Annotated in this window: 31 protein-coding genes; 10 read left to right on the top strand and 21 right to left on the bottom strand. The window is 70.6% G+C overall.

Translation table 11 applies throughout. The annotated features are described in order from the left end of the window. Positions 1-124: 124 nt before the first annotated feature. From KVT45_RS22425 to KVT45_RS22385, 9 genes are all read left to right on the top strand, one after another. Complete coding sequence (locus KVT45_RS22425) at positions 125-778, top strand: WhiB family transcriptional regulator (RefSeq protein WP_217550115.1); 654 nt, start codon at positions 125-127, stop codon at positions 776-778. Beyond that, complete coding sequence (locus KVT45_RS22420) at positions 775-2,481, top strand: hypothetical protein (RefSeq protein WP_217550114.1); 1,707 nt, start codon at positions 775-777, stop codon at positions 2,479-2,481. The genes KVT45_RS22425 and KVT45_RS22420 overlap by 4 nt, the downstream gene beginning before the upstream one ends. Continuing rightward, the gene (locus tag KVT45_RS22415) at positions 2,478-2,669 is read left to right on the top strand and encodes a hypothetical protein (RefSeq protein WP_217550112.1); all 192 of its coding nucleotides are present in this window, start codon (positions 2,478-2,480) and stop codon (positions 2,667-2,669) included. Before KVT45_RS22420 ends, KVT45_RS22415 begins: the two co-directional genes overlap by 4 nt. A gap of 163 nt (positions 2,670-2,832) precedes the next feature. After that, positions 2,833-3,000, top strand: a complete 168-nt coding sequence (locus KVT45_RS22410; RefSeq protein WP_254647167.1) for a hypothetical protein — start codon at positions 2,833-2,835, stop codon at positions 2,998-3,000. Between the two features lie 323 nt (positions 3,001-3,323). Then, positions 3,324-3,659, top strand: coding sequence for a plasmid mobilization relaxosome protein MobC (gene mobC, locus KVT45_RS22405; RefSeq protein ID WP_254647166.1), 336 nt, complete (start codon positions 3,324-3,326; stop codon positions 3,657-3,659). Beyond that, a complete protein-coding gene (locus KVT45_RS22400; protein WP_217550108.1) occupies positions 3,656-5,392 on the top strand; it encodes a relaxase/mobilization nuclease domain-containing protein in 1,737 nt (578 codons plus the stop codon). The genes mobC and KVT45_RS22400 overlap by 4 nt, the downstream gene beginning before the upstream one ends. A gap of 82 nt (positions 5,393-5,474) precedes the next feature. Beyond that, on the top strand, positions 5,475-5,897 hold the full coding sequence (locus KVT45_RS22395) for a hypothetical protein (RefSeq protein WP_217550106.1): 423 nt from the start codon (positions 5,475-5,477) through the stop codon (positions 5,895-5,897). A 102-nt stretch (positions 5,898-5,999) separates the two neighbouring features. Beyond that, the gene (locus KVT45_RS22390) at positions 6,000-6,686 is read left to right on the top strand and encodes a hypothetical protein (protein ID WP_217550104.1); all 687 of its coding nucleotides are present in this window, start codon (positions 6,000-6,002) and stop codon (positions 6,684-6,686) included. A gap of 176 nt (positions 6,687-6,862) precedes the next feature. Then, on the top strand, positions 6,863-7,282 hold the full coding sequence (locus KVT45_RS22385; protein ID WP_217550102.1) for an NUDIX domain-containing protein: 420 nt from the start codon (positions 6,863-6,865) through the stop codon (positions 7,280-7,282). Between the two features lie 166 nt (positions 7,283-7,448). Here the strand turns inward: KVT45_RS22385 and KVT45_RS22380 are convergent, their stop codons facing one another. From KVT45_RS22380 to KVT45_RS22360, 5 genes are all read right to left on the bottom strand, one after another. Then, positions 7,449-8,342, bottom strand: coding sequence for a hypothetical protein (locus KVT45_RS22380; protein ID WP_217550100.1), 894 nt, complete (start codon positions 8,340-8,342; stop codon positions 7,449-7,451). Between the two features lie 47 nt (positions 8,343-8,389). After that, the gene (locus KVT45_RS22375) at positions 8,390-9,076 is read right to left on the bottom strand and encodes a DUF317 domain-containing protein (protein WP_217550098.1); all 687 of its coding nucleotides are present in this window, start codon (positions 9,074-9,076) and stop codon (positions 8,390-8,392) included. A gap of 75 nt (positions 9,077-9,151) precedes the next feature. After that, a complete protein-coding gene (locus KVT45_RS22370; RefSeq protein WP_217550202.1) occupies positions 9,152-9,433 on the bottom strand; it encodes a hypothetical protein in 282 nt (93 codons plus the stop codon). Positions 9,434-9,537: 104 nt separating this feature from the next. Continuing rightward, on the bottom strand, positions 9,538-9,909 hold the full coding sequence (locus KVT45_RS22365) for a DUF317 domain-containing protein (protein WP_308310841.1): 372 nt from the start codon (positions 9,907-9,909) through the stop codon (positions 9,538-9,540). 529 nt (positions 9,910-10,438) lie between these two features. Further along, a complete protein-coding gene (locus KVT45_RS22360) occupies positions 10,439-11,575 on the bottom strand; it encodes a GIY-YIG nuclease family protein (RefSeq protein ID WP_217550094.1) in 1,137 nt (378 codons plus the stop codon). 255 nt (positions 11,576-11,830) lie between these two features. Here KVT45_RS22360 and KVT45_RS58120 point away from each other — a divergent pair, with 255 nt between their 5' ends. Further along, positions 11,831-13,762 carry a TOPRIM nucleotidyl transferase/hydrolase domain-containing protein gene (locus tag KVT45_RS58120; RefSeq protein WP_217550092.1) on the top strand — a complete coding sequence of 644 codons (1,932 nt, stop codon included), beginning with the start codon at positions 11,831-11,833 and terminating at the stop codon, positions 13,760-13,762. Positions 13,763-13,945: 183 nt separating this feature from the next. On the opposite strand, the gene KVT45_RS22350 is transcribed toward KVT45_RS58120, so the two are convergent. The 16 genes from KVT45_RS22350 to KVT45_RS22275 form a co-directional block, all read right to left on the bottom strand. Then, positions 13,946-14,941 (bottom strand): collagen binding domain-containing protein, encoded by a 996-nt coding sequence (locus KVT45_RS22350; RefSeq protein WP_217550090.1) that lies wholly within the window; start codon positions 14,939-14,941, stop codon positions 13,946-13,948. Between the two features lie 36 nt (positions 14,942-14,977). Beyond that, the gene (locus KVT45_RS22345) at positions 14,978-15,772 is read right to left on the bottom strand and encodes a DUF317 domain-containing protein (protein WP_217550089.1); all 795 of its coding nucleotides are present in this window, start codon (positions 15,770-15,772) and stop codon (positions 14,978-14,980) included. Between the two features lie 55 nt (positions 15,773-15,827). Continuing rightward, entirely contained in the window at positions 15,828-16,319 is a 492-nt protein-coding gene (locus KVT45_RS22340) for a hypothetical protein (protein WP_217550087.1), read from the bottom strand. A gap of 20 nt (positions 16,320-16,339) precedes the next feature. Beyond that, positions 16,340-17,200, bottom strand: coding sequence for a DUF317 domain-containing protein (locus tag KVT45_RS22335; protein WP_217550085.1), 861 nt, complete (start codon positions 17,198-17,200; stop codon positions 16,340-16,342). A gap of 36 nt (positions 17,201-17,236) precedes the next feature. Further along, positions 17,237-17,872, bottom strand: coding sequence for an HAD family phosphatase (locus tag KVT45_RS22330; protein WP_217550083.1), 636 nt, complete (start codon positions 17,870-17,872; stop codon positions 17,237-17,239). Then, a complete protein-coding gene (locus KVT45_RS22325; RefSeq protein ID WP_217550081.1) occupies positions 17,869-19,032 on the bottom strand; it encodes an MFS transporter in 1,164 nt (387 codons plus the stop codon). The genes KVT45_RS22330 and KVT45_RS22325 overlap by 4 nt, the downstream gene beginning before the upstream one ends. Further along, complete coding sequence (locus KVT45_RS22320) at positions 19,029-20,249, bottom strand: ATP-grasp domain-containing protein (RefSeq protein ID WP_217550200.1); 1,221 nt, start codon at positions 20,247-20,249, stop codon at positions 19,029-19,031. Before KVT45_RS22320 ends, KVT45_RS22325 begins: the two co-directional genes overlap by 4 nt. 95 nt (positions 20,250-20,344) lie before the next feature. Continuing rightward, a complete protein-coding gene (locus KVT45_RS22315; protein ID WP_254647164.1) occupies positions 20,345-20,683 on the bottom strand; it encodes a hypothetical protein in 339 nt (112 codons plus the stop codon). A 49-nt stretch (positions 20,684-20,732) separates the two neighbouring features. Next, positions 20,733-21,917, bottom strand: coding sequence for an MFS transporter (locus KVT45_RS22310; RefSeq protein ID WP_254647201.1), 1,185 nt, complete (start codon positions 21,915-21,917; stop codon positions 20,733-20,735). A 44-nt stretch (positions 21,918-21,961) separates the two neighbouring features. Continuing rightward, the gene (locus tag KVT45_RS22305; RefSeq protein WP_217550079.1) at positions 21,962-22,477 is read right to left on the bottom strand and encodes a hypothetical protein; all 516 of its coding nucleotides are present in this window, start codon (positions 22,475-22,477) and stop codon (positions 21,962-21,964) included. Continuing rightward, entirely contained in the window at positions 22,474-23,355 is an 882-nt protein-coding gene (locus KVT45_RS22300) for a helix-turn-helix domain-containing protein (RefSeq protein ID WP_217550077.1), read from the bottom strand. The genes KVT45_RS22305 and KVT45_RS22300 overlap by 4 nt, the downstream gene beginning before the upstream one ends. Before the next feature lie 31 nt (positions 23,356-23,386). Then, positions 23,387-23,806 carry a hypothetical protein gene (locus tag KVT45_RS22295; protein WP_217550075.1) on the bottom strand — a complete coding sequence of 140 codons (420 nt, stop codon included), beginning with the start codon at positions 23,804-23,806 and terminating at the stop codon, positions 23,387-23,389. Between the two features lie 11 nt (positions 23,807-23,817). Further along, positions 23,818-24,252 carry a hypothetical protein gene (locus KVT45_RS22290; protein ID WP_217550073.1) on the bottom strand — a complete coding sequence of 145 codons (435 nt, stop codon included), beginning with the start codon at positions 24,250-24,252 and terminating at the stop codon, positions 23,818-23,820. Next, positions 24,249-24,704 (bottom strand): hypothetical protein, encoded by a 456-nt coding sequence (locus tag KVT45_RS22285; protein ID WP_217550071.1) that lies wholly within the window; start codon positions 24,702-24,704, stop codon positions 24,249-24,251. Before KVT45_RS22285 ends, KVT45_RS22290 begins: the two co-directional genes overlap by 4 nt. 118 nt (positions 24,705-24,822) lie before the next feature. Then, the gene (locus tag KVT45_RS22280; RefSeq protein WP_217550069.1) at positions 24,823-25,167 is read right to left on the bottom strand and encodes an SH3 domain-containing protein; all 345 of its coding nucleotides are present in this window, start codon (positions 25,165-25,167) and stop codon (positions 24,823-24,825) included. Positions 25,168-25,369: 202 nt separating this feature from the next. Next, positions 25,370-26,092, bottom strand: coding sequence for a hypothetical protein (locus KVT45_RS22275; protein ID WP_254647162.1), 723 nt, complete (start codon positions 26,090-26,092; stop codon positions 25,370-25,372). Positions 26,093-26,119 lie beyond the last annotated feature (27 nt).

Raw genomic sequence — 26,119 nt, 5'->3', positions numbered from 1 at the left:
CGTTCCTTCTGCGGTTCGGCCCCACACCGCACCCCGAGCCCGCCTCGCCGTCGACACGCCGCGCCCCTGTCCGCCACCGGTGCCGCGTGGCCCGCGCCCGCCGAGGCGACTTCCGGAGACTGCCTTGCGTCACATCACCACCAACAACACCCCCACCCCCACGATTAGAGGCATCGCCGACCACAGCTGGCAGGAGCGCGGCCGGTGCCACGGCCTGCCGGCCGAGGAGATCGACGAGCTGTTCTTCCCCGCGGCCCGCGCCCGCGCGGCCATCGACGCGGCCAAGGCGGTCTGCGGCAGCTGCCCGGTGAAGAAGGCGTGCTTCGACTACGCCCTGGACAACGAGATCCGCCAGGGCGTGTGGGGAGGGCTCACCGAGGACGAGCGCCGCCCCTGGCACGCCAAGGTCAACAAGCGCCTGGACTATGCCCGCATCAAGGCCGCGTTCGAAGGCCGCGACATCCACCTCAGCGACGCCGAGCGTGACGCCGTCACCCGCCACGCCTACGTCCGCGGCTGGAGCCCCGAGCGCCTCGCCTACGCCCTGCGACTCGACAACCTCGACTGGGCGCGCGACCTGATGCGCAACGCCGCCCACGCCGTCGCCGACCGCGACCGCTACTGGGGCCACACCGAACCGGAAGAGGCCACCACCGACGAGAACCCCGAGGACGACGTCTCCTCGGAGGAGGACACCGAGGACGCGGTCTCCCCGGTGCAGGTACCCCGCCAGGCGCACACCCACGCCCTGATCGCCGCTCTCCGAAAGGCCGCATGACTCCCCCCACCGCCATGTCCTCCCTTCCCTCCGGCATCGATCCCGTCCACCTCGTCGCGGCCGTCGGCGTGCTCGCCGGGCTGCTGGCCGGCTGGTCGCTCAGGCGTCGCCGGACCCGGGAGAGCGGCCCGCGCGCCTCCACCCCCGCGGTCTGGGTCGCGGCCCTCGCCGCCCTGAACTGCACCGTCTACAGCGCCGACACCAGCTGGCGGTTCGCCGCCGACTATCTCGACATCGCCGGCACGGCGGAGCGGGCCATGATGTTCAGCGCGGCCGAGCTGGCGCTGTTCGCGACCGCCCTGATGGCCCGGCAGAACCTGAAGACCAAGGGAGCGCCCGGCCTGCCAGGCGGCCTAGTATGGGTGATCACCGGGGTGCAGGTCATCCCGGCGTACGCCGAGTCGGGCACGGTGGGCGGCACCGTGCGGGCCTTCGCCGGTCCGGTCCTGGCGGCCGTGCTCTGGCACCTGGCCATGGGCATCGAGCTGCGGCTGCACAAGCCGGACGCCGCCTCCCAAGGGCTCCTGGCCACGCTCGGACGCGAGGTGCGGGAGCGCCTCCTTTCGCGTCTAGGCGTCGCCACCCGCAACCGCGACGCCGCGCAGATCACCAAGGACCGCGCGACCCGGCGGGCGGTGGCGCTCGCCTCCCAGCTGGCTGCGATGCCCGAGGAGGAGCGCGAGAAAGGCCATGGCCGCCGCATCACCCGCCGGCTCCAGTCGGCTCTCGCGCGATCCGGTGTCGGCACCGACCCGGCCCAACGCCGTGTCCTTCTGGAGCAGCTGGCCGCCCGCCGGCACGCCACATCGCTCGCCACCGTGACCCTGCCATCGCCCTGGAGCCCGCCCGCGCGCGACCAGGACGCCGATCGCGAGGACCGGTCCCCTCTCCCCCCGTCCCTCGCGACTGCAGCGGCGGACGGGACGCAGGCGAGTACGGCCGTGAGCGCGGTCCCCGGCGGCGGTCCCCGCAGCACCGCATCGATCGGGGACCGGGCAGCCGGGGACCGTAGGGAACCGGGGACGGGACACGAACCCGACGGGGACCGTCCCCGCCCGAACTCCGTCCGCCAAGGGGACCGAGCCGCCGAGCACGGATCGGGCCCCATGCGCGAGGGCCAAGAAGCGGCGGTCGGGGACCGGGAGGCCGTACCCACCAGGACCGAAGAGCCCGACAACGACGCGAGCCACAGTGCCGGCAATGGGCACGAAGCCGCTGCTCAGGGGAGCATAGACGAGTCCCTAGTCCCCGTCCCCAGTGTGGACGGGGACCAGGAACACCCGGACGCCGAAACGCGGACGGAAGCCCACGGGGACCGTCCCCACACCGTCCCCGACGACGACGGGAACCGCGACCACCCCGACACCGAAACGGGGACCGAGTCCCGTGGGGACCGTCCCCGCACGGTCCCCGTGCGGCGGGCGACGAAGGCGAGGGCGTCCCGGAACCGGCCACGCGGCGGTCAGCCCGCCCGGTCCCGGAGGCAGCCGAAGCTGAGCGTCGAGGAGATGGTCGAGCGGGTCCGTCCCCACGTGCCCGCGCTGCTCAAGCGTGACGGGAACGAGTCCCTGACTCGGCCTCAGCTCCGGGAAATCCTGCGCGCCCAGCAGCTCCCGGGCGGCCGGAACGAGCACCTGACGCCGGTTCTGCAGCAGCTGCGCGACGAAGCGGGCACCACGACGGCACGGAGTACGACTCGATGAAGAACTGCCAGCGCTTCGCGCACATCAAGTCCGGCTTCGAGCAGGACATCCGCCGCCTGAGCGGTCATGCCGAGCGTTACCGGGGATCCGCCTCGGCGAAGACCAGCGCGAGGGACGCCATCTCGCTGAGGCGGAACATGGCGCGGGCCTTGAACCAACACCTCGACCGCTGCCCCGAGTGCGGCTGACACCTGCAAAGCAGCAGGTCAAACACTTGATTCCACCGATCCTTCCGGTGGCCCGGCCTCGGCCGGACCCACCACCACGCTGGAGGAACCCGCTATTCCTGCACGTCACCCGCACACGCACGCGCCGTCCGTCGCCGAGGCCGCCGCCTGGGCGGAGGTGCTCGTGCGGCATGAGTTCCTGCACGCCGCCGTGCTCGCGCCGAACGGCCAGTGGCTCGTCCAGCACCACGCCGAATCCCCCGTCCAACTCCTCGACGGCCCGGCCGCCATGGTCGATTTCGCCGCCGACATCCAGCACCGCATCCGTACCACGAGGAACCGCATCCGATGACAGATCCGACGACAACGCCCACCCCCGCTACAGGCGAGCCGGGAAGCAACTCCACTTCAGCGGGAGCAAGTTGGTGCAAGAGCATTGCTCCCGGTGGGAGCAATGCTCTTGCGTCTCCCGCCCCGGGGGTGGCGGGAGCGGGTCGGCACCGGGGGGCGCCGATCCGCCAGGATGCGGCCGAGGGCGGCCCGCATCCTGGAGAGGGGGACAGCCACTCCTGCCACAGCAGCGACTGCGCCCACGCCGTACCGCCGAAGCCCCACGTTCAGCAGCGTGAGCGCCTGCGCGACGAAAAGAAGCGCATGCACCAGCCGAGTTGCCGTATGAACGACGACGAGTACCAGCTCCTCGTCCGCGCCGCAGCCGCCTGCCACATGAGCGTCGCCAGCTACCTCGCGCGCGCCGCGCTCAAGGCCGCCCGCAACCTCGACCGCACCGCTGCGGAAATCGCCGGCGAACGCGAGATGCTGCACGAGCTGTTCGCCCTGAGAACCGCACTCAACCGGATCGGCAACAACCTCAACCAGGTCGCGGCAGCACTGAATTCGGACGAGCCCGCGCCGCAGGCCAAGGCAGTCCTCGCCGGTGTCGACCGGATCTCCCTGCGTGTGGACGCCTTCGTCCAGCGCTACCTGGACGGCGTGCGTCCGGCCGCATGATCCCCAGAGTCCACGACATGGGCGACGACACCTACGGCCTGCTGGAATACCTGTACGGCCCCGGAAAGGCCGAGGAGCACATCGACCCCCACCTCGTCGCCGCGTGGGACCGTCTGGCCCCCGACCCCGGCCGCCACCCCGGCCGCGACCCCAAGGCAACCCAGCGTGACCTGCAGCGCCTGCTGGACCAGCCGGTCATGGCCTTGCCCGAAAGCGCCAGGCCCGCCGAGCACGTATGGCACCTGTCCGTACGCGCGGCCCCCGAAGACCCGGTCCTCAGCGACGAGCAGTGGGCGGACATCGCCCGCCGTATGGTCGCCGCCACCGGTATCGCCCCCGCTGGCGACGATGCCGCATGCCGCTGGGCGGCCGTCCGCCACGCCGACGACCACATCCACATCATCGCCACCGTCGTCCGCCAGGACGGCCGCCGAGCCCGCATCCGCCACGACGGGGCCCGCTCCCAGGCGGAAGCCCGGAAGATCGAAGTCGACTACGGGCTGCGCCGGTTGAACACTAGTGACGGCACCGCCGCCCAGCGCCCCACCAGCGCCGAACGCCACAAGGCGAACCGCCAGGGCAGAGAACGGACCCCGCGCGAGGAACTGCGCGAGACGGTACGCCGCGCCGCCGCCGGCGTGGGAAGCGAGCAGGAGTTCTTCGATCGCCTGGCCGCCGGCGGCCTCCTGGTCCACCAGCGCGTCGCGCCCTCCGGCGATCTGCTCGGCTACAAGGTCGCGCTGCCCGACGACCGCAACGAGGACCGGGAGCCGATCTACTATTCGGGTTCCACCCTCGCCCCCGACCTGTCCCTCCCCAAGATCCGCGAACGGTGGGCCACCAACGCCTCCCAACCCGAGAGCGACGCCACCGCCGATCCGTCCTCCGGCTCTGCCCGTATCAGCCCGTCGTCCGCGCGTCGCCAGGCGACGCGTGCGGTGTGGGAGGCCGTGCTCGTCCTCGACCAGGGCGACGACGGGCAGATTGCCGCGCAGCTCGCCGCGGCCGGCGAGGTCCTCGACGCCCTCGCCAAGACCTCGGCCGCGCACACCCGGCGCGAACTGCGCGACGCCGCCTTCGTGTTCGAGCGGGCCACGCGCTCCCACATCCGGGCCCAGCGAGGCCACGCCCGCGGTCTGCGGCAGGCCGCCCGTGACCTCGTCCACGGCGGGCCGACGCTCGGCCGTGGGGAGGACGGCGCCACCACCGCCATGCTGATCGACATGGTGTTCTTCCTGGTCACCGCCGCCGCTCACTGGCACGGGATGAAGGAGCACGCCCAGCAGGCCGCTGCTGCCCGCGAGGCCGCCGAACACCTGCGCGCCGCCTACCAGACCGCCGCCCCCGTGTTCCTGGGCGTCCTGCACCAGCGCGGCCGTCACCTGCCCCAGCCGCTGCAGCGCAGGCAGGCAGCCTCCCTGCGCCAGGCAGTGCCGGAGCTGGCCGAGCAGGTCCTGGCCGAGCCGGGCTGGTACGCGCTGGCCGCCACGCTCGCCGACGTCGAGAGCGCCGGTCACGACCCGGACGCACTCCTGGCCGAAGCCGCCGCCCGCCGGGAGCTGGACACCGCCGACTCGATCAGCGACGTCCTCGTGTGGCGGCTGCGGCGCATGGCCGATCTGCCCGCGGACGCCTCCTCCACGCCAGCGCACATCACTCCCGCGCGCACCGGCGCCCGCGAAACCGCGCAGCGCACGGCGAAGGGCAAGGACCGTTCCGGCAAGACCCGCTGAATTCAACAATTCTAGAGTTGCAGCAGGTCAGGGACTTGCGGCACTCTCCTCGTGCAGGTGAGACGACAGAGATGGAGACCGCGTGTTCCGACGCACCCGTGCGGAGAGAGACTTCCGTGAAGCCCAGCGTGCCGGCCAGGCGCTGCTGGCGATGCACACCGAGTGGCCGCTGCCCGACGCACCCGGCCCGGCCCTCCCGGAGACCACGGTGCCGGACTTCCTGCCGCCGGACTTCCGGGCGCCGGTCCGCCAGGACGTCTCGGGCTTCATGATGCGCTGGGACCGGCCGCTCGTCATCGACGGGGAGGTCCACCAGTGCCACTGCGGTGCGTACCGGAACTGGATCGTCTTCAACATGCGCGACGACTCGGTGTGGCTGCGCTGCCCGGCCGGCCACGAAACAGTGGAGCCGCGTCTGGACACCGCCTGGTACAACCGCAATTCCGGTCCGGTCGACCACTTCCACCCCACCCTCGAAGACGGGCTGCGCCACCTCGGCCACTGAAAGCCCGCGAAACCCCTCCCCTCCCCCTGCCCCTGCGTTCGTCGGTGCCCGGAGAGCCGACCCGGTCAGACCGTCCGTCCCGCACCACCTAGGGGTTTCCGCATGCGCCTGTCCACCACGACCGCCCTCGGCCTGAGCGCCCTCTCCATACTTGTCCTGGCCGGCTGCTCCACCAGCACCGAGCCCACCACCTCCACGTCGTCGTCCACGCCCACTCACCAGGACGGCACGGCGAAGGCGTCCGGGCCGCTGTCCTCGGCCCAGCTGAGCGAGCGGCTGCTGAGTGAGAACGACCTGGGCGAGGGCTACACCCACGCGCCACAGCCCGCCGTCCGGCACGACGACGTAACTGTGATCGGCTGCCCGGCGCTGGCCGAGCTCGGCGGCGACACGGCCACCACCGGCAGCCTCAGCTTCCCCCGCAAGGCCAAGGTGTCCTTCACCTACGCCAGCGGCAGCAGCTCCGAGATGTCCGAGGAGCTCTACAGCGACAGCGCGGCGAAGCTGTCTAAGGGCATCGGCACGGTCTTCGACGCGATGCTCTCCTGCCCCACCTACCAGGTGGTGTCGGGCAGCACCGTCATCGACATGGGCACCGCGAAGACGAGCGCCCCTCCGCTCGGCGACGAGCGGTGGAGCCAGCTGCTCACCTACTCCGCCGGCGGGCAGAGCAGCGTCGTCAAGCAGACGGCAATCCGCACCGGCAACGTCCTGGTCATCCTCTCCGGGTCTCCGGCTCTCGTCGACGCCCACCTCGCCGACGCCGTCCGGGCGGCGCAGGCCCGCTGAGCGCGGCGCTCCGTCACGTCTCGTCCTCCCCTGCTGGCCCAGGGCAGGACGAGACGTTCGTCGTCCGGCACTACCGTGTCGGCGGACGACGAACGCCCCGTCGGCACCTTGATGCGGCCCGGGCTTCTGTCGTGCGCCATCAGCACGTCGCCGAACGAGAGGAGGTCGCCGGGGTGATGAAGCGTCCCACGAAGACGCGCGGGTGTTTCGCGTTCGTCACCACACCGCGCCGTGAGGTCGTCCTGCAACTGCGGGACGAGAAGTCCGGCATCGCCTGGCCGGGACACTGGTCGCTTCCCGGCGGCGGGTCCGAGGCGGACGAAACGCCGTTCGAGACGGTCCTGAGGGAGTTGCTGGGGGAGACCGGCATCGTCCCGGAGACGATCGAGGAAGTGCCGGTCACCGCCTACGAGAAGGGCAAGACGCCGCCCCACCTGTTCGCCGTGTCCTGGGACGGCACCGAGAGCGATCTCGTCCTCGGCGAAGGCCAAGCCCTGAGCCTGTTCCCCCTGGACACACTGCCCGAGCCGATGCCGCCCCACGTCCGGCACTACATCGAACAACTCGCACCACGCCGGACGCCGCCGTACCCCTGACGCGCCCGCGCTGTCCGGGCACCTGGCATATGAGAACGGCACAACACCCCCGACGCAACGGAAGCGGGCCTGCTCTCTCACCATGACAGCGGTGAGAGAGCAGGCCCAAAGCAGTGGGAGACTCAGCGGACGGCGTGGCACGGTCGACACAGGCCCGTGCACGAGGTCATGACAGCGCGGGCATGCCCGCCTCCGGCGCATGAGGCCGTTCGATGGCGAGCAGCCGGTCGTGGTGGAGGCCCAGCTCCACGATCTCGTCGTCCGCGGGCAGGTAGGCGAGGATCGTCAGCCGCCGCCCCCGGGTGGGGCGGGTCACGGCCAGGACGTGATGCCGGTCCAGGCAGCCGGACACGGTATAGGCGTCACCGGAGTTGAGGTCCGCAGCACGTCCCTGAACGGTCTTCAGTTCACGACGCTGGGTCCACCAGCGGGCCCTCGCCCGCATCCGGGCAAGCGCCGTCGCCCGTCGCTCGCGCTCGGTCATCCAGGCACGACAGCAGGGGGCGCACTCCACGGTGGCCTCGGGGTTCGGAGCGGAGAGCGGCAGGCCGCACAGCGCGCTGCCGGCGGCGGCGTTGCGGCGGTGTCCGATGACAAGATTGCCCCGGCCGCTGGACGCCCACAGCACGTCGTCCTCTCGCGGGCGCACCTCGTCGGCGGGCACGCGTACCTCGCCCGCCAGGCGATGGAAGCGGTTCAGGGCGGCGAGGAGCGCGGTGCAGTTCGCGCACTTCCGTCGAGCGGACGCCGGGCGGGGATCGAGCGATTTGCCGCAGTAGCCCATCAGGTGGCCCGGGATCGGCCGGTGTGCAGTGGCCCCTTTCCCCGTCCCGACGGCGGGCCGGAGATCCGGTTCGCCGCCGGGGTGCGGCGGCGTGGTCAGGATCAGGAAGGCGCGAGTGCAGGTCTGGCACAGGGAGTGCGCCGTGTTCTCTCCGACCGGCGCGAGGTCCGTCGAGTGGGTGGCGCACACCGTCAACGGCTCGGTGCCGAGCATCACGCCGTGGTGCGCGGTCCCGTTGACGGGCGAGATGGACAGCCGGATCAAGGACAGGTGCAAGCAGACCTCCAAGGCCAGGCTCGGAATGGTGAGGGTGTGCCGTGTCGTCAGTCGCGGCGTACGACGGTGAGCCGTTCCCGCGCGCCGTCGGGCAGCGTGCGCCGGGCAACGGGGACCGGGGAGGCTAGCGAGGCGGCGAAGACCGCGACCAGATCGTGGGGGACGCTGGCGCTGAAACTGGCGCACCACAGATACGGCGCCCCCAGCACGGGTTCCGCCCATGCCTGCCATCCCAGAAGGTCATCTCGGGGGTCAGAGTCATGGATGAGCGGCGGCAGCGTCTCCAGCGAGATGCTGGCGGAGAAGCCCGGGTCGGTGGCGGTCGTCCGCGGGCGGTCCAGGTCGCGCAGCCAGCCGCGCGCGCCGAGCGCGGTGAGCACAGTCTCCGCGTCCTCGAACCCGGCGTCGGGAGCTTCGCGGGCGTCGAGCGCGAGCAGGAGGTCGGCGATCGCCTCGTGCGGGACGCCAGCGGTGAAATACGCGTTCCACTCGGTCATGGCCGAGGCGGAGTGCGGGCGGGCCGACAGCTGCCAGGCCACGGGGAGCCCACCCAGCTCAAACGGGTAGGCGGCGAGGATCCATTCGGCGCCGCGCAGCCCATCGGGGCTCACGTAGAGCAGGGTGTTGCGGGAGGTCGGCCACATGTGCCAGCCGAGCCCGCTGAGCGTGTCGCCGATCCGCTCGGCAAGGGCGTCATCATCGCCGGCCAGATGGCGCGGGGTGACCCAGTACACCGGGTCCGGCGGACGGGGGTGGGAGGGATCGATGGGGTGGTGCGGGTGCAGGGGCGCCTCCGTGGGTTCGATGGATCACTGGCCGGCGTGCGGACCGGTCGCGCTGCGCCGGCGACGCGAGGGTCCCTCAGCCGGGGGCTGCCAGGTCAGAGCGACCGCCACCGCGGGCGGCAGGGGGCCGAACTGCACGGCCTCCTTGGACTCGGCGATGTAGACCACTGATCGGCCCTGCTCGTCCACCGCCGAATCCACACCGCCCAGGAGGTGGGCCATAGGGAAGAAGGGGTTGACGGCGAGGCGGATCGGCGCGTCACGGTCGTACGCGGACAGCAGGTCGAGCAGGTCACCGACGGTCATCTCGCGCTGGTGCGATTCCAACGTGTTCTCCAAGCAGTAGCGGGCGAGGCCGCAAGAACAAAGGCAGCGTTCACGGCGCGTACGAAGGTGATAGGACGCGTTAGTCACAGGGGGCGGGAGGTGGCCCGGATCCGGGCCACGACAGCAGCAATGATCTCCGCCGGGGTCTCTGTCCCGAAGGACATCCGGTAGCCCTGGACGTTCGCGGTGTCGACGACGGCGATCACCCAGCCCTCATCCGTCGACCAGTCCCCGTCCAGGCCGCCGGGCCGTCCGTTGGGGAAGTATCCGAGGTAGAACCGGCCGTCGCGCGAGCCGATGTGGACGTCGGCCCGGTCGTCCACGACATGGGTGAAGTCGGCCTCCGGGAACTGGTCGATCACCTGCATCGGCTGACCGGCGCCGACATTCCGGGAATGGAGCCGCAGGGCCGTGACCCTTGTGGCAAGTCCAGGTTGAGCCGCATCCAATGACACCGCATCACCTCTCTGACCTGGCGTTTTATGGAAGGTCGTTTAGGTTGACATGGTGCCGCGGCAATCACCAGTCCTTGCCGGATCATTTCTGTCTGCCACAGGCGAACTGTCTGTTCTCATCCTGTGGGGTCTCAGATCCCGTTGCCGAATCTCGTGAACGCTCATCTTGTCGCCTCGCGTGACGCGTCTGGGTTCTGGGACATGTATGGCCAACTATCGGTGAGTGTGCGACTTCGTGCCGCACACGTTCAGCGATAGTTGGTCACTGCACGCTTCTCTTGATCAGTCGAGTGCGCTGGACGAGCGGCGTCAATGACGAGCAACGCGCTTGTGCTCATGGCGGGAGCGAGTTCACAGTCGAAGTCCGCAACTACCGGCACCGTGCGCTAGGCCGTCGCGGGCTGGACCTCGTCGGCGCGTCGTCCGTGAAGTCGCTGGCCGCCCGCCGGGGGCACAGCGATACAGTCACAGTATCGACAGCGGCCGGAAGAGCAAGCACGGCCGGAGCTGACCCACGGCCCGTCGGGAATCAGGGTTTCTTGACGCGCGGCTGCCGAGGGACGGCCTGGGCGAGATCCGCGATCAGGGGCGATGAGACGACCGTGGTGGCGCCGGACCTGCCGCTCGTCGCCTGGATCATGGCGGCCGCCTCCAGGGCGGCGGCGGCTTGCGCAGCGAGTTGCACACTATCGAGGGGCTTGCGCTTCACCTGTTGTTTGGCCTTGGCGCGCTGTTCCTCCGTGGTGTCCCTGACCAACTGGGCGTACCCCATGAGGCACATCCCGAGAGAGATAAAGGCAAGGAGATAGGTACCAGTGACGGCGGCCTGCGTGAAGTATGTACGCGCGAAGGTCTCGATGTCGTCCACTGGCAGGTGCGAGAGGACCACGTCCCGAATCAGTTTGTCGAACCCGAATGGGCCCCAGAGCCCGAAGCCCACGATAGCGAGCTTGGGAAGCTTCCGTACGGGCCAGATGTCCCGCGTAACCGCACGCAGCCCCAGGAATGCGGCGATGGGCATCGCAACAACGGTCAGCACGGCGAGGAGGAGCAGGTTGGGCCAACCGCCGAGGGCTGCTAGCCCTGTCTTCCCTGCGACAGCACGTTGCGCGTGCCGGATGGCGGCGGACTCGTACATGAACGCCATCAGACGGTTCATGTCCTCATCGACGTTGTGCTGCCTCTTGATCGGCACTACTTCTCTGTCCTCAACGCCGCTCTCCTCCTGCTTGGGCTCCGGGCGGATGACACCGAGGACAACGTCCTTGACGATGCCTGCCAGCCTCTCCGGCGTGACCAAGTGCTCGCCGCGGTCAGTCCGTACACCGGAACGCCGCGCTGAGGTAGCGATGTTGGGGCGCCCAGAGTGCGGTGTGGAACCGGAGTGCCGGTGGACAGCCGCGGGAATTGCGCCAACCGGCTCCAGGCCAGCAAAATCGAACCACTCGCCCTCTCTGCGGTAGTCGGCAAACGCCTGGTGCAGATGGGCCTCCAGCTTTCGGCCACCGAGCGTGCACCACAGCACTTCGAGACGGTCGGGATTGCCGGTCTGTAGCTCCTTGAGCCGCTTCTTTGGGCTGACGCTAGTACCGATCTTGACGCGGGTCGATCCGACGGAACCGATCACGTACACATAGGAGTCGCCGCCCGGCGCGGAAGAGGTCACAGTCCCGACTGTACGAGGGACCACTGACATGCCATGGGCCCTCGCGCGGCTGTGCCTTGGAGGCTACGGAGGGCGGCCCGGCACCGGAGTTCCGGCGACTGGCGTAGCGCGTCTGTCAATTCTCAAGACCGCGAGCTGGCAGGCACATCAAACCAGTTTCTGCATGTCCGTTTCCCTGATCTCGTAAGGTGCAGCTGGCATCCACAGCTTCTGGAAGGATCGCCGCTGGCAGCCAACGGAAGGGCGGGGCACAGCGTGAAGATCAGCAGGATCACGGCACAGGGCTTCCTGTCCTTCGCCGACCTAAGCATGGACCTGGGACAGGGCCTGACCGTCGTCACCGGCTCCAACGCTGCGGGCAAGTCGAACCTGGGCCAAGTGCTCTGCGCTGTATCCGCATTCCTGGGCCGCTACCGCAACTCGGAGCAGCGCGATCTGCTTGACCTGTACGAGCAGGCCGGCCACCACGGTGCTTCCGCCTTCACGTTGACGGTCTCCTTCGAGCTGGACCAGCCGTGGGAAAAGGACCTGGTCACCACGTTCGTGAAAGCCTCCTACATCAGCATTACCGCTCAGAAGCACGACGGGATGGGCCCCGGCACCGAGGCATTGGAGCAGGCCGCCGAGACCAGCATCTCCACCGACTCAGTTGCCGCGCTGTTCCACGGCACGCTCCGGTTGGACTTCGACTCCCACCGACACTCTGGTTGGTCCTGTGCCTGGCAGTTCAACCGCGGCGAGGACACCTATCACATCCAGTTGGATGGACCGTGCCGGGAGCAGCTCCGCCCTGGACCCGCCCAAGGCTGGAAGACTACATACATGGAACGGGTAATGACACCCGAGCCTGAACTGGTCGAATTCGAAGCACTCCTGGACGGGCTTGACCAGCCAGTCATGTTCAACGTCCCCACACTGAACGACGGGTCAGGACCCCGGCCCGTCTCTATGACCACGCTCGCCCAGGCGCTGCGGTTGACCGAGCAGCATTCCGTACCCTTCGTCGCCGTGCTCGGGAAGATCTGGAGCGCGGGAGTCACGGTGACCGCCAATCGACGCCTGCCCGCGCGCCGGCGCTTTTCTCTCGATGAGCTTATGGGCCCCCTCGATCTGAGCGACGGCAGTCGCATCCCGGCCGAGTTGTACAGGCTGAAAAACGGTGCGCGAGTGCAGCGTGAGGGCTTCCGCAGAGCCCAGGAGATGTTTCGCACCATCACCGGAGCACGCCTGGACGTCCAGGCATCGGCTGAATCGGACGGGATGGCCATCGATGTCATGATCGACGCTGGTCACGGCGAACGCCGTTGCGAGTTCAGCGGTGCAGGACTACAGGAAGCCGTCCTGCTCGCGGCCCTGACAACGGGTGGACCCGGCCGCGTCATCGTCCTGGACGAACCGGCGGTCCACTTGCATCCGACTATGCAGCGACGGATCGCCACAACCGCCCTGCGTGATGTACAAGCCCTCCTGATCACCCACAGCGCAGACCTGGTTCCGGTGGCTACGAAGGCCGACCTCAAGCGCATCGTTCGCCTAGCCCCGGGGCCAGACGGAGCGACTGCGGTGAGCCGTACTTCGGCAACGGCTGCTTCACATCTGGCCGGCTGGATCCAGAATCTGGCTGCTGCCGACACCAGGGCCCTGCTCTTCGCCCGTGCCGTGATCCTCTGCGAAGGTGCGTCGGAGACCGGCGCCCTGGGCCACTGGTGGAACACAGCCACCGAGCTAGGACCGGAGTCGGCCAACGTCCCGCTGCTGGACGTCGGAGGCCAGAACAACTTCGGCGGCTACATCAAATTCCTCACCGCCTTCGGCATCCCATGGGCCGTCATCGCCGACGGCCCAGCTCTGCGCGGCACCAGCGGACTCGCCAAGCAACTTGCCAAGCAGGGACTTCGGCCTCCCAACCCACCTGGTGATGCCGATGGCTTCACCGCGTGGAGCGACTACTGGAAGACCGCAGGCGTGTTTTCCCTCGCCGACCAGTTCGGCGACGACGGCAGCAAGTCCGGCGAACTGGAGGCATACCTGCGCCGCCTGGACCCCCAGATCCTTGACCAAGCGCAGAGGGACACCACCAGCAAACCGCGAGTGGGCGCTCTCTTCGCTACCCGCTACCCCCACGGCACGCCCTTGGAGGTTGCCGCGCTGTACAAGGGCGTGGCCGCCCATCTGAGTATCGGCTGACGCCTCCAGGCTGGAGTTCACCGGAGAAACGAACCGCCAACCGGCGGCGCCGGGTTCGTTCTTGCCGTCTCGCTGGCAGCGTTCGGGGAACCGGCGAGCGGTCGACTGGCTCGCTCGACGGTCGGGATGCGAAAGCCCCCGAAGTCCGTGTCGGCGGATTTCGGGGGCTGGTTCAGCGCCGTGTCAGTTCTGGGAGCTGTGGCTGTCGTCCTCGGTGCGGCGCTGGCGTGCGGCGAAGACAGCTGCGCCGCCGGCAGCGAGGAGGGTGCCGGTGCCGCCGAGCAGCCACGGGGTGGCGTCGGCACCAGTGTGGGCGAGTTCCCCCTTGACGGAGGCGGGCGTGCTTCTTGACGCGGCCGCATCGGCGGGCGGGCTGCTGGACAGCGCACCGGTGGAAGAGTCCGTGCCGTCACCCCGCTGCGCGGGCGCGCTGGTGGCCGGCTTGTCGGACGGCATTGCGGGGAGCGTGGGTGCCGGGGTCGTGCCGCTGGTCTTCGTGGCGTTGGTGACGGTGACGGTCACCGGGTCGCCGGGCTTCGCGGTGAACCTCTTCGAGGACGTGTCGAGAGCGTGTCCGGCCGGTGCCTTGGTCTGCTTGGCCCAGAAGCTGGTGCCGGTGCGGCTGTTGACGGGCAGCTTCGCGGAGGCGGTGCCGTTGGATCCCGTGGTGAGGGTGAGCAGGGTGGTCTCGCCCGTGCCGATGGTGACGGTGGATCCGGGCAGCAGTTTGCCGCTCTTGCTGTCCCTTGCCCTGAGCGTGAGCATGGCGGGCGTGAAGGGAGCGGTGATCGTCAGCGGCGTGTCAGCGCCTGGGGTGACGATGACGTCCTGATCGTCCACGACGCTGTACAGCGGGCTGCCGCCGGAGACCTCCTTGAGCCGGTAGACGCCCGGCGCGAGGTCGGGAAAGGTCACCTTCCCCTGTGCGTCGGTTTTTCCGCGTCCGGTCTCCTGGCCAGCGGAGTCGAGCAGCAGGAACACCGCGCTGGGGACGACGTCCCCGGCTGCGTCCTTCGTGGTGATCTCGACGCTGCCCGCGTCCGGGGCCGCTGTCTCAGCGGGGGCGGAGGATCCCGAGGGGGCTGGCCGGGAGGGCTGGGCGCTGGCAGCCGGCGCCCAGCTGAGAGTGGCGGTCACCGCGACGGCTACGGCGGCGGATCGGACGACTCGTGCGTGCACCAGAGGGGGACTCCTTGGTTCAAGAGGCGGGGGGTATCAGCGGGTTCGGCCGGAGGCCGGGGCGGGAGGCGGCGGGGCGACGGGGGTGTTGCCGTGCGGCTGCTGGCCTGTCGGGGTGGCGACGTAGAGGGCGCGGCGGGTGTGGACAGGGACGTCCTGGACGGTGCGCTGGAGTGGTTCGGTGGAGATGAGCGAGGCGGTGAAGGCCGCGACGAGCGTGGTGGGCGTGCCGAACGAGAAGTGCGCCCTCCAGTACGGCTCGCTGGGGTGTCCGCCCCAGGCCCGCCAGGCCGGTCCGCTGGAGCCGCTGATGTCGTACCGGTGGCGTACGGCGCCGAGTCCGTCCGGGGTGAGGAAGGTCTGTGTGCCGCCGGTCTTGACGGCGTGGCTCCAGCCACGGGTGAGTAGCGGTGCGTACGCCTCGTGCGGCGGCGTGTCGTCCTGGAACAGTCGGTCCTGGTCGCTGTGCAGGTCTTCGAGGTAGAGGTCGAGCAGCTCGGTGTGGACGTCGTGGAGCAGTTCGACGGGGGTGGTGGCGTCGAAGGTGATCCACCAGGCCGGCGGGGTGAAGTCCGGTGGGGTGTAAGGGGTCCGGTGCGCGCTGATGGTCCAGGTGCCTTTGTCGGGCTTGGGTTCGTAGGTGGTCTGCAGTCGCAGGCACGGGCTGAAGGCGGCGGCCGTGCCGTCGTCGATCTGGGCGAACAGCCAGCCCTCGTCGTAGGGGAAGTGCCATGCGGCGCGTGGGTCGATGACGCCGGGCCCGACAAGGTGGCGGGGAAGGACCTGTACGTGCTGGGCCGGGTCGAGGTTCTCCAAGGGGTGGGTGATCACGGGCAGGGCTCCTGCGGGAAGAAGGCAGAACGCCGGGAGCGGCAGGTGTGGGGGCTCAGCGGGTGCGGGCGCCGACGGGGGTGACGGGCACGGCAGGTGAGGGCTGCGGGGCACGGCCCGCCGTGCGGCTGGGCGCGGATGCGGTCCAGGCGCCCGGGCACCAGACCTGCGTGTACTGCTCGATGGCGTCGCGCAGCCGGTTGGTGTGGGCGCCTTTCCAGGGCACCCAGTCGGGGCGGTCGCGGAACTCCTGGAACCTGCCGTAGCCGGACTGGCCCGGCCGGCGTCCTTGTGCCGAGTCGCGGTGGTCGAAGGTGTGGTGGTCGGTGAACTTCAGGACGGCGACGTCGAGTTCGCCCCGGTCCTGGTGGACGGTCGCCAGCCGCAGGCCGTCGTACTCGTCGACCCGGATCGTGCGACAGAAGTCGATCTTCAGGCGTAGTGGCCCGCCGGGCACCGGTGTGGCGTAGTAGGTGTGGCCGATGACGGCGTGGACGGCGAGCGGGAGCCCGAGTTCGGTGAAGAACTCGCGGGCATACATCGACATGAGCGGCTTCCTGGTACGGGTCAGCGACGGGGACCGGGCAGGGCGGGGCGGCTGGTGGTGCTCCAGCGCGGGACGCTGGTCGTGGGCAGCGCGGCCGGGCGGCGAGAGGCGACACGCTGCACGTCGAGCGGGGTCGGGGCCGGCGGGCTCGGCGGGAGGATGGGGGTGAGCTGGGCCAGGTCCTTGACGTAGCTGTAGGTGGAGTCACGCCAGCGGGGCAGCGGGGCGGGATCGCAGACGGACTCGGTGACGGCTTTGAGCAGGGCGACGGGGGTATCGGTACTGAAGGTGGCGTACCAGAAAGGGCGGTTGAGGGAGGTGCCGGCCCACAGCTGCCAGCGGGCCTCGCGGGTGGTCAGCTCGGTTTCCGGGGCGAGATCGCCGGTGGTGTACTCCAGGGCAGCGAGCGCGTCGGGTGACTGGACGGCGAAGACGCCCCGACGGGGGCGGTCGAACAGCCAGCCGCGGTTGATGAGCGGATCGATGGCGAGGAATGGGTCGAGGTACTTGCTCCCGGAGACCGGCCGGGCAAGATAACGGTCCGGGCCCTGCTCGTACGCGACGGCGAGCGCGGTGGTGAAGGCGGTCACGAACTCCGTGGGTGCGGAGTCGTTGAAGCAGGCGCCCCACGCGGGCGGGCCGAAGGGGTCCTTGTAGGCGTTGATGCGCCACAGGCCGTCGTCGTCGCCTTCGGGGAGATAGCCCAGGCGGACCTTGCGGTCCGGGGCGTTCAGGTAGGCGTTGCCGAGGTCGTCGTGGTGCAGTTCCCAGCCGAGGTTGCGCAGCGGGTCGAGGCCGGGATCGCCGACAGCGGTGGTACGGGCAAGATGGCGTGGGGAGACGTAGACGTCTCCGTCGATGGTGTCGTCGTGGCGTGGCACAGGATCCTGGGAAAGGGAGGAAGGCAGGTCAGGGGATCAGGAAGCGAGAGCGAAGGCCGTTCGCAGGTCGGCGGGGCGGCCGGTGTAGTGCAGCGTGCGCAACCCCAGGCGGCGGGCTGCGCGGCAGTTGTCAGCCCGGTCGTCCACGAACAGCACGCGTCCCGGGTCCGCGATGCCAGTGGCGGCCAGGGCGTGTTCGTACACGGCCGGATCGGGCTTGCACACGCCGAGGCGGGCGGAGTACAGGGCATCGTCCATCAGGTGGCGCCGCCAGTTGGTGGCGTCCAGGACGCTGCTGAGGTGGGCCGGGGCGTTGGAGAGCAGCACCATGGGCAGGCCCGCGGTCCTGGCTCGGTACAGGAAGTCGAGGACCTGGGGGTCGGTGCGGGTCCACATGGCGGTGTCGGCCGTGCGCAGTTCATGCAGCAGGCGTGGGCCGGGGTGGTAGCCGAGCACCTTGGCCCAGTACGCGAGGTCGCTGAGCTGTCCGGCGTCGTAGGGTTCGCGGGCGTTCCAGAAGGCGTGCTGGAGGGAGGCGAGGTCGGTGTCGGGCCAGCCGGCCAGCCGGGCGAGGTGCTGCCACTGGGCAAGGGTCGGCTGAACGCCGATGACGCCGTTGTAGTCGAGGATCGCGGCGTCCACGCCGGTCGGGGAGGCGCAGGTGCGGGTCAAGAGGTGGGTTTCTCCAGGGCTTTGGGGGCGAGGGCGGCGACGGCTGCGGCAAGGAGGGCGGGCAGCAGCAGCGCTTGCGGGAGAGCAGTGAGGGTGGCTAGGGCTCCGATGATGGCGGGGCCGGCGAGCAGGCCGACGTAGCCGGTGACCGCGACGGTGGCGACCGCGCGCGGGCCTCCGGCGCCGGCGGCGGTGATCAGACTGGGAACGGTGACGGACAGTCCCAGACCGAAGGCCGCCCAGCCGAGCAGGGCGAAGGTGATGGTGGAGCCGGCCAGGCCGGTGGTGAGGCCGAGGGCGGCCAGGGCAGCGCCGGTGCGCACGACGGCAGGAGCGCCGAAGCGGGCGGTTAGCCGGTCTCCGACGAGACGACCTGCGGCCATGGCGCCGCTGTAGACGGCGTACGCTGCCGCGCTGGTCGCAGTGGTCGCGCCGAGGCCGTGCAGGTGGACGGCAGCCCAGTCGGCGGCGGCTCCCTCACCCAGCAGCGTTGCTGCCGCGAGCGCGCCCAGCAGCCACAACCGGGACTTCGGCAGGCCACGGCGTCCGTCCGGACCCGGGGCGACACGGTGGTGGACGGGTTCGAGTGCGGGGGCGGCGACGCAGCGCGTGAGCCTGCTTGCCGCACCTGCCGCCGCTGCAACGGCGGTGGCGACGGCGGCGAACACGACGGTGTGGGAAATGTGCGCGGTGGCCGCGGCCAGCGCGGCGCCGGCGAGGGCGCCGGCGCTGTACGCCGCGTGCAGCCCGGCCATGACCGGGCGGCCGTGAGCGTCCTGGCAGCGGACCGCGGCAGCGTTGGCGGCGACGTCGAGAACACCGTGCGCGGCGCCGAAGACCAACGCCGCCGCCAGAAGGCTTCCCAGGCTGCGGCAGTCCCCGAGGACGACGAGACAGGCGGCAAGACCGATGGTGCCGCCGGTCAGCAGCACGGGGAGGCGGGCCGGGTGGGCGAGGCGTCCCCCTGCCTTCAGTCCGGCGACCATGCCGAGGGCGGCGGCCAGCAGGACCAGGGCGAGGGCGGCGGTGCTCACCTGGGCGGTGTGCTGGACGGCGGGCATGCGTGCGCCCCAGACGGCCATGACGACGCCCAGGCCGGCGAAGTACCCGGTCAGCAGTCGGCGGCTGCGCGCCAGTTCGGGCGCCACGGTCAAGGTCATGCTGTGTGCTCCCCGGTGCCCGGGGCACTCTGCGCGGCCGGAGTCACCTGGACGTCGAGGGCCCGGAACGCCTCCTGGGCGCGGGCCTGGGCGAGGGTGGCGGTCGGCCCGGTGGTGATCAGGTAGCCGACGCGGGCGGTGAACAGGTCGCCTCCGTCCTGCGGGAGCACAAGCTGGTCGCCGGCCTGGCGCTGGAAGACCACACGCTCCACGCCCGCGACGGGTTCCCTCATGCGGCGGGTGGTGAGGGTGCCGGAGTAGGCCGGGTAGAGGAAGCGGATTGCCGCGGCCTGGTGGCGGGTGGGGGTGAGGTCGGGGGTGCGTCCGCATGCGATGTCGGCGGCGGCGCGGGCGAGGTCGACGCCGGTGGCCAGACGGACGAGGTGGCTGATCATGTCGCCGGCGATCCTCGCGTTGACCTCAATGAGGCGGGGGCGGCCGTCGACCAGACGGAGTTCGACGTGGCTGACACCGTCGGTGACCCCGAGGGCGTCGAGCGCGGCGACGGCGGCCGGGGCGACGATGGCACGGAGCGGGTCGCCGGCGTCGACCATGTGCGCCAGTTCCTCGAAGTACGGTGCACAGCCGACGGTCTTGCGGGTGACGGCGACGACGGTGCTCTGCCCCTGATGCGTGACGCACTCGACGCTCATCTCCGGGCCGTCGAGGTACTCCTCGACCAACACCTGGGTGCTCTCCACTCCCTGGCCGGCGGTCCTGGCGGCGACGCCATACGCGGCCGGCAACTCGTCGGCGGTGTCGACGCGGACGACGCCCATGCTCGCGGCGTGCGCAGCAGGCTTGAGAACAACAGGGAAGCCGATACGCAGGGCCGCAGCCTGTGCCTCGTGCTCGGTGCGCACGCCCACCGAGGCGGCGGAGGGCACCCCGTGGCGGGCGAACAGGATGCGGCTGGTGTGCTTGTTGCGGCAGCCCTGAAGTGCCTCGGGGGCCGTGGTGGGCAGGCCCAGCTGGCGGGCGAGCCGGGCGACGGGGACCAGGTGCCACTCGGTCCACGTCATCACCCCGGCCAGCGTGTGCCGCTCGGCGAGCGCCCGCCCGGCCTCATTCAGCGCCGTCTGGTCGGCAAGATCGGCGACCTCGTGGTCGAGAAGGAACTCCTTCTCCCAGGTCGGCTCGGCGCCGGAGATCAGAACAACGTCGTAGTGGGCGGCGACGTTCTCCAGGCAGGTGCCGCGATACGCCTGGGCCTCCATGTCGGCGGCGGCCACGACCAGGACGACGGAACGAGAAGACAACAAGGGCTCCAAACAGTGTGATGAGGAAAGCGAGTTGAGGCACGGCATGCGGGTCAGGGGGTACGGCGTCGGCGCAGTTCGAAGGCGGACGCCCACCGGAGGTGGTCCTCGATCAACTTGCGGGCGTACAGGGCGGTGAAGGAGTTGTTCAGTCCGCGCACGCCCGTCGGCAGCTGCCAGCGCAGGTCCTCGAACAGCGCCTTCAGCCCGACCTGGGTGGCGCCGGCGGCGATCCGGTCGGCCGTCAGACGCTCCAGCGCGCGGTAGACGTAGGGGTGTTCGGCGTCGAAGGCCAGGAAGCGGTCGGTCAGCGTCGGGCGCGCACCCGCTCGCCACGACGGCCGGTCCATCGGCAGGTCGTAGGGGGTGGCAAGGGCGTGGGACGTGGGCATGGCGGCGGTCTCCGAGGGGGGATCTGGATGTGACCGGGCGGGTCAGACATCAGGTGCGCAGGGCGGGGGCGGTGCGCAGCCGGGCGAAGGCGGCGGTAAGGCCCAGCGCCTGCGGTACGGCGCACAGGGTGATCAGGTGGCCGAGCTGGGCGGGCGGCACGGCGGCGACCAGGACACCGGCAAGGGGGAAGGGCAGCAGGAGCAGCAGAATGGTCAGCGACAGGGTGGCGCCGAACACGTCGGCGGGGATGAGGCGGGAGCGCACGGTGCGCAGCACGACCGTCATGCCGCCCTCGCCGGCCATGAGGACGGCGATCAGGGCGAGATAGGCGTGGTAGGTGCTGGCGAAGGAGACCGCCAGGCACGCCGTGGCGGCGATCGTGGCAGACACGGCACCGACCGGCCACAGGCCGAAGCGGTCAATCAAGCGGCGGCACACGGCGACCGCGATGAGGGTGGCGACGGCGGCGGCCGACCAGATCAGCCCCACATCGGCCGTGGAGTGTCCGAGCCGTTGGACGACGATCACCGGAGTGGCCGCCTGCAGCAGCCCGAGGGTCAGGTTGGAGGCGATCAGCCCGGCCACCAGCCAGCTAAGGGCTGGCTGCGCCCGCAGGACCGAACAGCCGGTGCGCAGCCCATGGCCGACCGGCTGCCGCGCGGCGGGCTTGGCCCGGCGGCTCTCGCGAGGTGCCAGCACGCTGGTGAGCAGAGAGAAGAAGGCGATCACGCCCAGCATCGCGGCGGCGCCGGCCCATTCCAACAGCAGTCCGGCCAGTGCCGGGCCCAGCAGGGTGGCGACCTGGTCGATGCCGAGCAGCGCCGACTGCACGCGGTGCGCGCGGGCGCCGGCCTCGCGGCCAGCTACCCCGCCCGCGGTCTCGGCCGCGATGTAGGAGCATTCGCTGAGGATTCCGGTCAGCGCGGCGAGCAGTATGACGGTGACCGTCGCGCTATATCCCGCGGCGTGCGTCGGCAGGATGACCGCGGCGGCCAGGACAACCAGGGCCCGGCCTGCGGAGGCGGTACGGAGCACGGCGGTGGTGCCGTGGCGGTCGACCAGCGTCCCGGCGAAGGCGAACGCGCCCAGGCGCGGTACCCATTCCAGCGCGAACGCGAGGCCGGTTAGGGCGGCGGAGTGGGTGGTGGCCAGCACCAGCAGCGGGATGCCGTAGGTGGCCATGGTGAGCGCGGCGGCGTCCGTGCCGCGCGGCAGGTAGATGCCGCGCAACAGTGTGGGAAATGGCCGGCGGGCCTGCCGGGGTCCGGCACAGGACCTCACGCAGCGCGCCCCGATTCCTGCGCGAAGTCCAGGGTGCGGGCGGTGTCCTGGCGCAGGTCGCGCGGGTGCGCCGTGAGCCAGGCGGACAGTGCCGTCCACGGGGCCGCCGGCTCAGATGCTGCGCCGGTGTGCTCCGGGCTGTCGTCCCGTACCTGGAGGGTGTACTGGACGCGGGTGACGAAGTCGCTGACCGGGTCGGGCAGTTGGTGGGTGCGGGCCCAGCGGGCGGCGGTGTCGTACACCTCGGCGAGGTCTTGGCCGCCCGCGGTGAGCTGGTAGCGGGCCGTGGCGTGTCCGCGGGCGTGGATGAGACCGAGGGCGTGTGCGGTGTCGATGGCGTGGCGCAGTTGTCCGGTGGTGAGGTCGCCGAGGGCGCCCTGCAGGCTGCCGCGGTGGCGGCTGATGGGGCCGTTGTCGTCGATCTCGGTGACCAGGCGGATCAGGGCCGGCAGGGTCAGGGTCCGGATCGCGCGGCGTTCGTGCAGGGTGCGGGCGGGCGGGGAGGCGGTCATCGGCGGGGGCCTCCTGCCGGGGTGATGGGGCGGGCGGGTATCTGGTGGGAGAAGAGGTCGCCGGGCCTCCACGCCGGGCCGGCCGGGGGCGTGGTGGCCCGAGCGGGGGCGGGAGACGGTGCGGCCGGAACGGCGGGTGCCGGAAGGCGGGCCGGGGTGGTCGCCCACGGGCCGGAGAGGATCTGGGAGGGGGCGCTCTCTCGCCTGCCCAGCGGGGCGGTCTCGGCAAGTGGGCGGGCTGCCCAGGCGGTGATGGCCTGGAAGACAGGGGCGAGTGCCTGGCCGCTGGCGGAAAGCCGGAAGTCGCCACTGGCCGTGACGAGGCCGTCGTCCATCAGACGGTCCAACGGCTTGTAGACGGCGTTCAGTCCGTAACCGGGCATGGCCTCGGCGGCCAGGGTCTTGGCGCTCGCACGGCCCCGGGACATGAGGGTCATCAGGATCGGGGCAGCATGGCGCGGGGCGATGAGAGTGATCGTGTCGTCGATGTTCTGGGCCGGAGGGATTCGCTCGGGCGCCAGCGCGCCGGTGGCCTTGCTGGTGACGAGCTGCTTCTCCAGATGGGTGTCGCCCCAAGAGGCGATCTGGGCCAGGACGGGCAGCAGTCCGGCGCCGCGGTGGGTGAGGCCATAGGTGACGTGGCGCGGGGCGTACTCGGTGCGCTCGACCACGCCGGCGCTGGTGAGGTGACGCAGCCGGGGGTGGAGCTGGCCGTCGGCGAGCCACGGCAGCCTGGGCTTGATCTCGGCGTAGCGCAGCGGCTGGGAGGAGAGGGTCATCAGCACCCACACGCTCCAGCGCGGGGCGAGCAGATCCAACGTCTTGGTGACACTGGCGAGGTCGTTCGGCGGGGTGGGGGGCTGAGCGGTGGTGGCCAAGGATGGTGCTCCTCAAGCGGTGCGGGGCAGATCAGTGGGTGCGGGAGGGTGCGGGCGCCGGGGCGGCAGGTGCGGGGGGCATCGCAGGGTCGGGGTCCGGGGCAGGTGCGCGGCGCAGTCCTGCCAGGACCGCGGCGGTGTTCTTGGCCAAGGCGTCGCGGGTGGCGACGGCCTCGGCGATGCGGCGGGCGCAGTCGAGGATGTGACCGGCGGCGAGGCGGCCGATCTCCCGTTCGGGGGAGGTGAGTTCGCGCAGCCTCTCCAGCTGGAAGGCGATGGTGCGTTCGGCGAGGACCAGGTCGCTGTGGCTGCCGGTGAGTGCGGCAAGCAGGGTGGCGTCGGGAGTGCTGTCGGCTAGGGCTTCGAGTTCGGCGAGCGACTGCCCGAACAGCGCCTCGATGCGCTGGGTGATGATCTCGGAGACCGGGTGAGCCGTGTTGGGCTGGGGCAATCGGCGGGCTTTCAGGGGCGGCTGGTCCGCACCGCCCCGGCGCCGGGGGCGGGCGGAGCAGTGGCGGTGATCTTCGGCTGGGCGAACTGCACGGGCCGGCGCGGGCGCTGGCCGGGAGCGGGCATGGTCCGCAGAAGGTCGTCGAGGGCGGCGACGTACCCGTTGCGGCCGGCCAGCGCCGCTTCCAGCCATCCGGCGTCCCAGCGCAGGTCCTCGGCGGACAGCTCGCCCAGGTCGCGATCGGCGGACATGGTGGCGCGGACGCGGTCCCGTACGCGGACGACCTGTTCCTCGGCGACGGCGAGGAAGCTGCGCAGTTCCAGCGCGCGGTGGAGCGCGGCATCCGTCTCACAGCGGGCCGCCTGCGCATACAGGTCGGCGACGGAGGTGCCGAATGCCTCCTCCAGCGCGGAATCGCGGCTGGTGGACTTGTCGATGACGCTCATCTCGTCACCCCTCGCGCGGGGATGTCCCGTGTGCCGGGCGGTGTGGGCGCGAAGGTGGGCAAAGCGGGGGCGCGGCGCGGGGCCGGGGTGGCGCGAGGCCAGGCGGCGGGTCCGCGCTTGCCGGGGGCGAGGGGGTCGAGGAGGTAGTCCACGACCATGGCGCGCCCGTCCCGTGCGGCGACCGCGGCGTCGACCCGGTGAGCCAACTCCATCGCGGCGTCGTCGAGTTCGCCCGGCTCGGTGCCGAGCGCCGCGACGAGCGCGTCCTCCGCGGTGTCGAGTGCGTCCTGGGATTCGGCAAGCAGGCCGTACCAGCGCACGACGCTGGTGGCATCGGGGTTGGCCCGGGGTGCCGCTGCGACTGCCCGGCGCAGATCGGCGAGCGGCATCTGAAAGCGGTCTTCGATCCGCTCGGCGACGACGCCCAGCACGTCCTGGCTGAACTCAGGCACGAAAAGGACTCCTATCATTCATGTTGTCGGGGGCGGAAAATCCTGTGTCGCGAATCCGGTCCGTACGAAGGCGAATCTTCGAACTCAGCGCCCCACGAAGGAATTGGGTGCCGGCCTGTTAGTCCAGGCACACGTCGGCCGGGTGGTGTACGTACGTGGAGGAAATCCAACCCGTAACACCGGTCGTCTCGTCGGTGGTGTAGCGCCGCTTGTCGCTGGGCCTGTGCACGGTGAACTTGTGGCCCCGGTACAGGATCCCGAGCGCCTTGGAGTTGTCGGATGCCTTGGCGCGGATGGTGACGGCCTTGGTGGTGAGCGTCCGCAGCCCTGGCTTGCTGCAGGTCGAGTCGGTCACGGAGGCGGGCGCCACGGCGGGTGTGGCGCTCGCGGTGGCGGCGGAGGCCAGCGGCAGCGCGAGAGCACCGAGCAGAGCCGCGGGGACGGCTATGCGGGTTGAGCGCATGGGGAATTGAGCTCCCTATCGATCAGAGGGCGTACGGGAGGAACAGCCTGCGGGCGGATGCCGTGCGGCCGAGAACAAGAGTCCGGAGAATTCCCGGTTTCGGTAACCGGGGATTGCGTGCTACATTCCGCGCCGCCTCCCCGAAGGCCGCCGGCATTTCAGCGTGCGCGTACGGCAGGAGCTGGGCCGGCGAGGGTTGAATTCAGTGGCCCGGACGGCGCGGTGGAGCGGGGCGCGCGGGCGGAGCGGGGACGCCCGGGGTGGTGGTGCGGCGGGCTGCCGGGGAGGCGGTCGGCAGCGGGATCCCCTCGCCGCTCCAGTGCGCCTCCCACCACTGGGTGGCGGCCTCGAAGGTGGCGAAGCCGCCCTCGCGCAGGGTGTGCGTCCACGATTGGGTGTCGATCTCTTCGAGCAGGATCCGGAACGGAAGCGGCGCCTTCTCGTCGAGGGCGCGCAGCAGCACCGTAGTCTCCAACGGCTCGGTGTCGTAGGTGTAGCTGGTCAGCAGGGCGAAGTGGTCGCCGTCGCGGCGCAGTCGCTGCTCCAGGGTGCGGGTGGCCTGGTCGGCAGGCGTGGTGCCTGTGCCGTCGGGTAGGAGGATCTGCTCCTCGGGGCAGCTGCGGGCGGTCAGCCAGGACTGGGCCATCGCGGGCAGGGCGAAGGCGGCGTGGTCGAACTGGAAAGTCCGCGTGCTGGTGTCACGCTTCAGGTGGAGGGCGACGAGCTGGGGCTCGCCCGGGATGCCCCAGGTGACGGCGCCGTTGTGGAGCACGTAGAAGCTGTGCTGGTCGTCGCTGGTGTGGTGCTCGGCCAGGACGGTGAGCTGGTCTTCCTCGGTGCCGATGTGCTGCCAGAACTGGTCGTCGGCATGGTCGTTGACGGCGCTGTAGCCGTCGAGGCGGAAATCCGGTGGGTGGGTGGGCATCGGTGCTTTCGGTTCGGCAGCGCCAAT

Source organism: Streptomyces sp. GbtcB6, assembly GCF_019091475.1.
GTDB lineage: Bacteria > Actinomycetota > Actinomycetes > Streptomycetales > Streptomycetaceae > Streptomyces > Streptomyces hyaluromycini.
Note: the sequence above shows the minus strand (reverse complement) of the source record. Positions and strands in the feature narration are given on the sequence as shown.

Excerpts from the sequence above, each read along its gene's own strand:
- KVT45_RS22390 (WP_217550104.1), top strand. The coding sequence starts at position 6,000 with ATGCGCCTGTCCACCACGACCGCCCTCGGCCTGAGCGCCCTCTCCATA.
- KVT45_RS22290 (WP_217550073.1), bottom strand. The coding sequence starts at position 24,252 with ATGAGCGTCATCGACAAGTCCACCAGCCGCGATTCCGCGCTGGAGGAG.
- KVT45_RS22315 (WP_254647164.1), bottom strand. The coding sequence starts at position 20,683 with ATGCCCACGTCCCACGCCCTTGCCACCCCCTACGACCTGCCGATGGAC.
- KVT45_RS22275 (WP_254647162.1), bottom strand. The coding sequence starts at position 26,092 with ATGCCCACCCACCCACCGGATTTCCGCCTCGACGGCTACAGCGCCGTC.
- KVT45_RS22415 (WP_217550112.1), top strand. The coding sequence starts at position 2,478 with ATGAAGAACTGCCAGCGCTTCGCGCACATCAAGTCCGGCTTCGAGCAG.
- KVT45_RS22280 (WP_217550069.1), bottom strand. The coding sequence starts at position 25,167 with ATGCGCTCAACCCGCATAGCCGTCCCCGCGGCTCTGCTCGGTGCTCTC.
- KVT45_RS22320 (WP_217550200.1), bottom strand. The coding sequence starts at position 20,249 with ATGGAGGCCCAGGCGTATCGCGGCACCTGCCTGGAGAACGTCGCCGCC.
- KVT45_RS22340 (WP_217550087.1), bottom strand. The coding sequence starts at position 16,319 with ATGTCGATGTATGCCCGCGAGTTCTTCACCGAACTCGGGCTCCCGCTC.
- KVT45_RS22370 (WP_217550202.1), bottom strand. The coding sequence starts at position 9,433 with ATGACCGTCGGTGACCTGCTCGACCTGCTGTCCGCGTACGACCGTGAC.
- KVT45_RS22325 (WP_217550081.1), bottom strand. The coding sequence starts at position 19,032 with ATGACCTTGACCGTGGCGCCCGAACTGGCGCGCAGCCGCCGACTGCTG.
- KVT45_RS22400 (WP_217550108.1), top strand. The coding sequence starts at position 3,656 with ATGATCCCCAGAGTCCACGACATGGGCGACGACACCTACGGCCTGCTG.
- KVT45_RS22420 (WP_217550114.1), top strand. The coding sequence starts at position 775 with ATGACTCCCCCCACCGCCATGTCCTCCCTTCCCTCCGGCATCGATCCC.
- KVT45_RS22305 (WP_217550079.1), bottom strand. The coding sequence starts at position 22,477 with ATGACCGCCTCCCCGCCCGCCCGCACCCTGCACGAACGCCGCGCGATC.
- KVT45_RS22385 (WP_217550102.1), top strand. The coding sequence starts at position 6,863 with ATGAAGCGTCCCACGAAGACGCGCGGGTGTTTCGCGTTCGTCACCACA.
- mobC (WP_254647166.1), top strand. The coding sequence starts at position 3,324 with ATGAACGACGACGAGTACCAGCTCCTCGTCCGCGCCGCAGCCGCCTGC.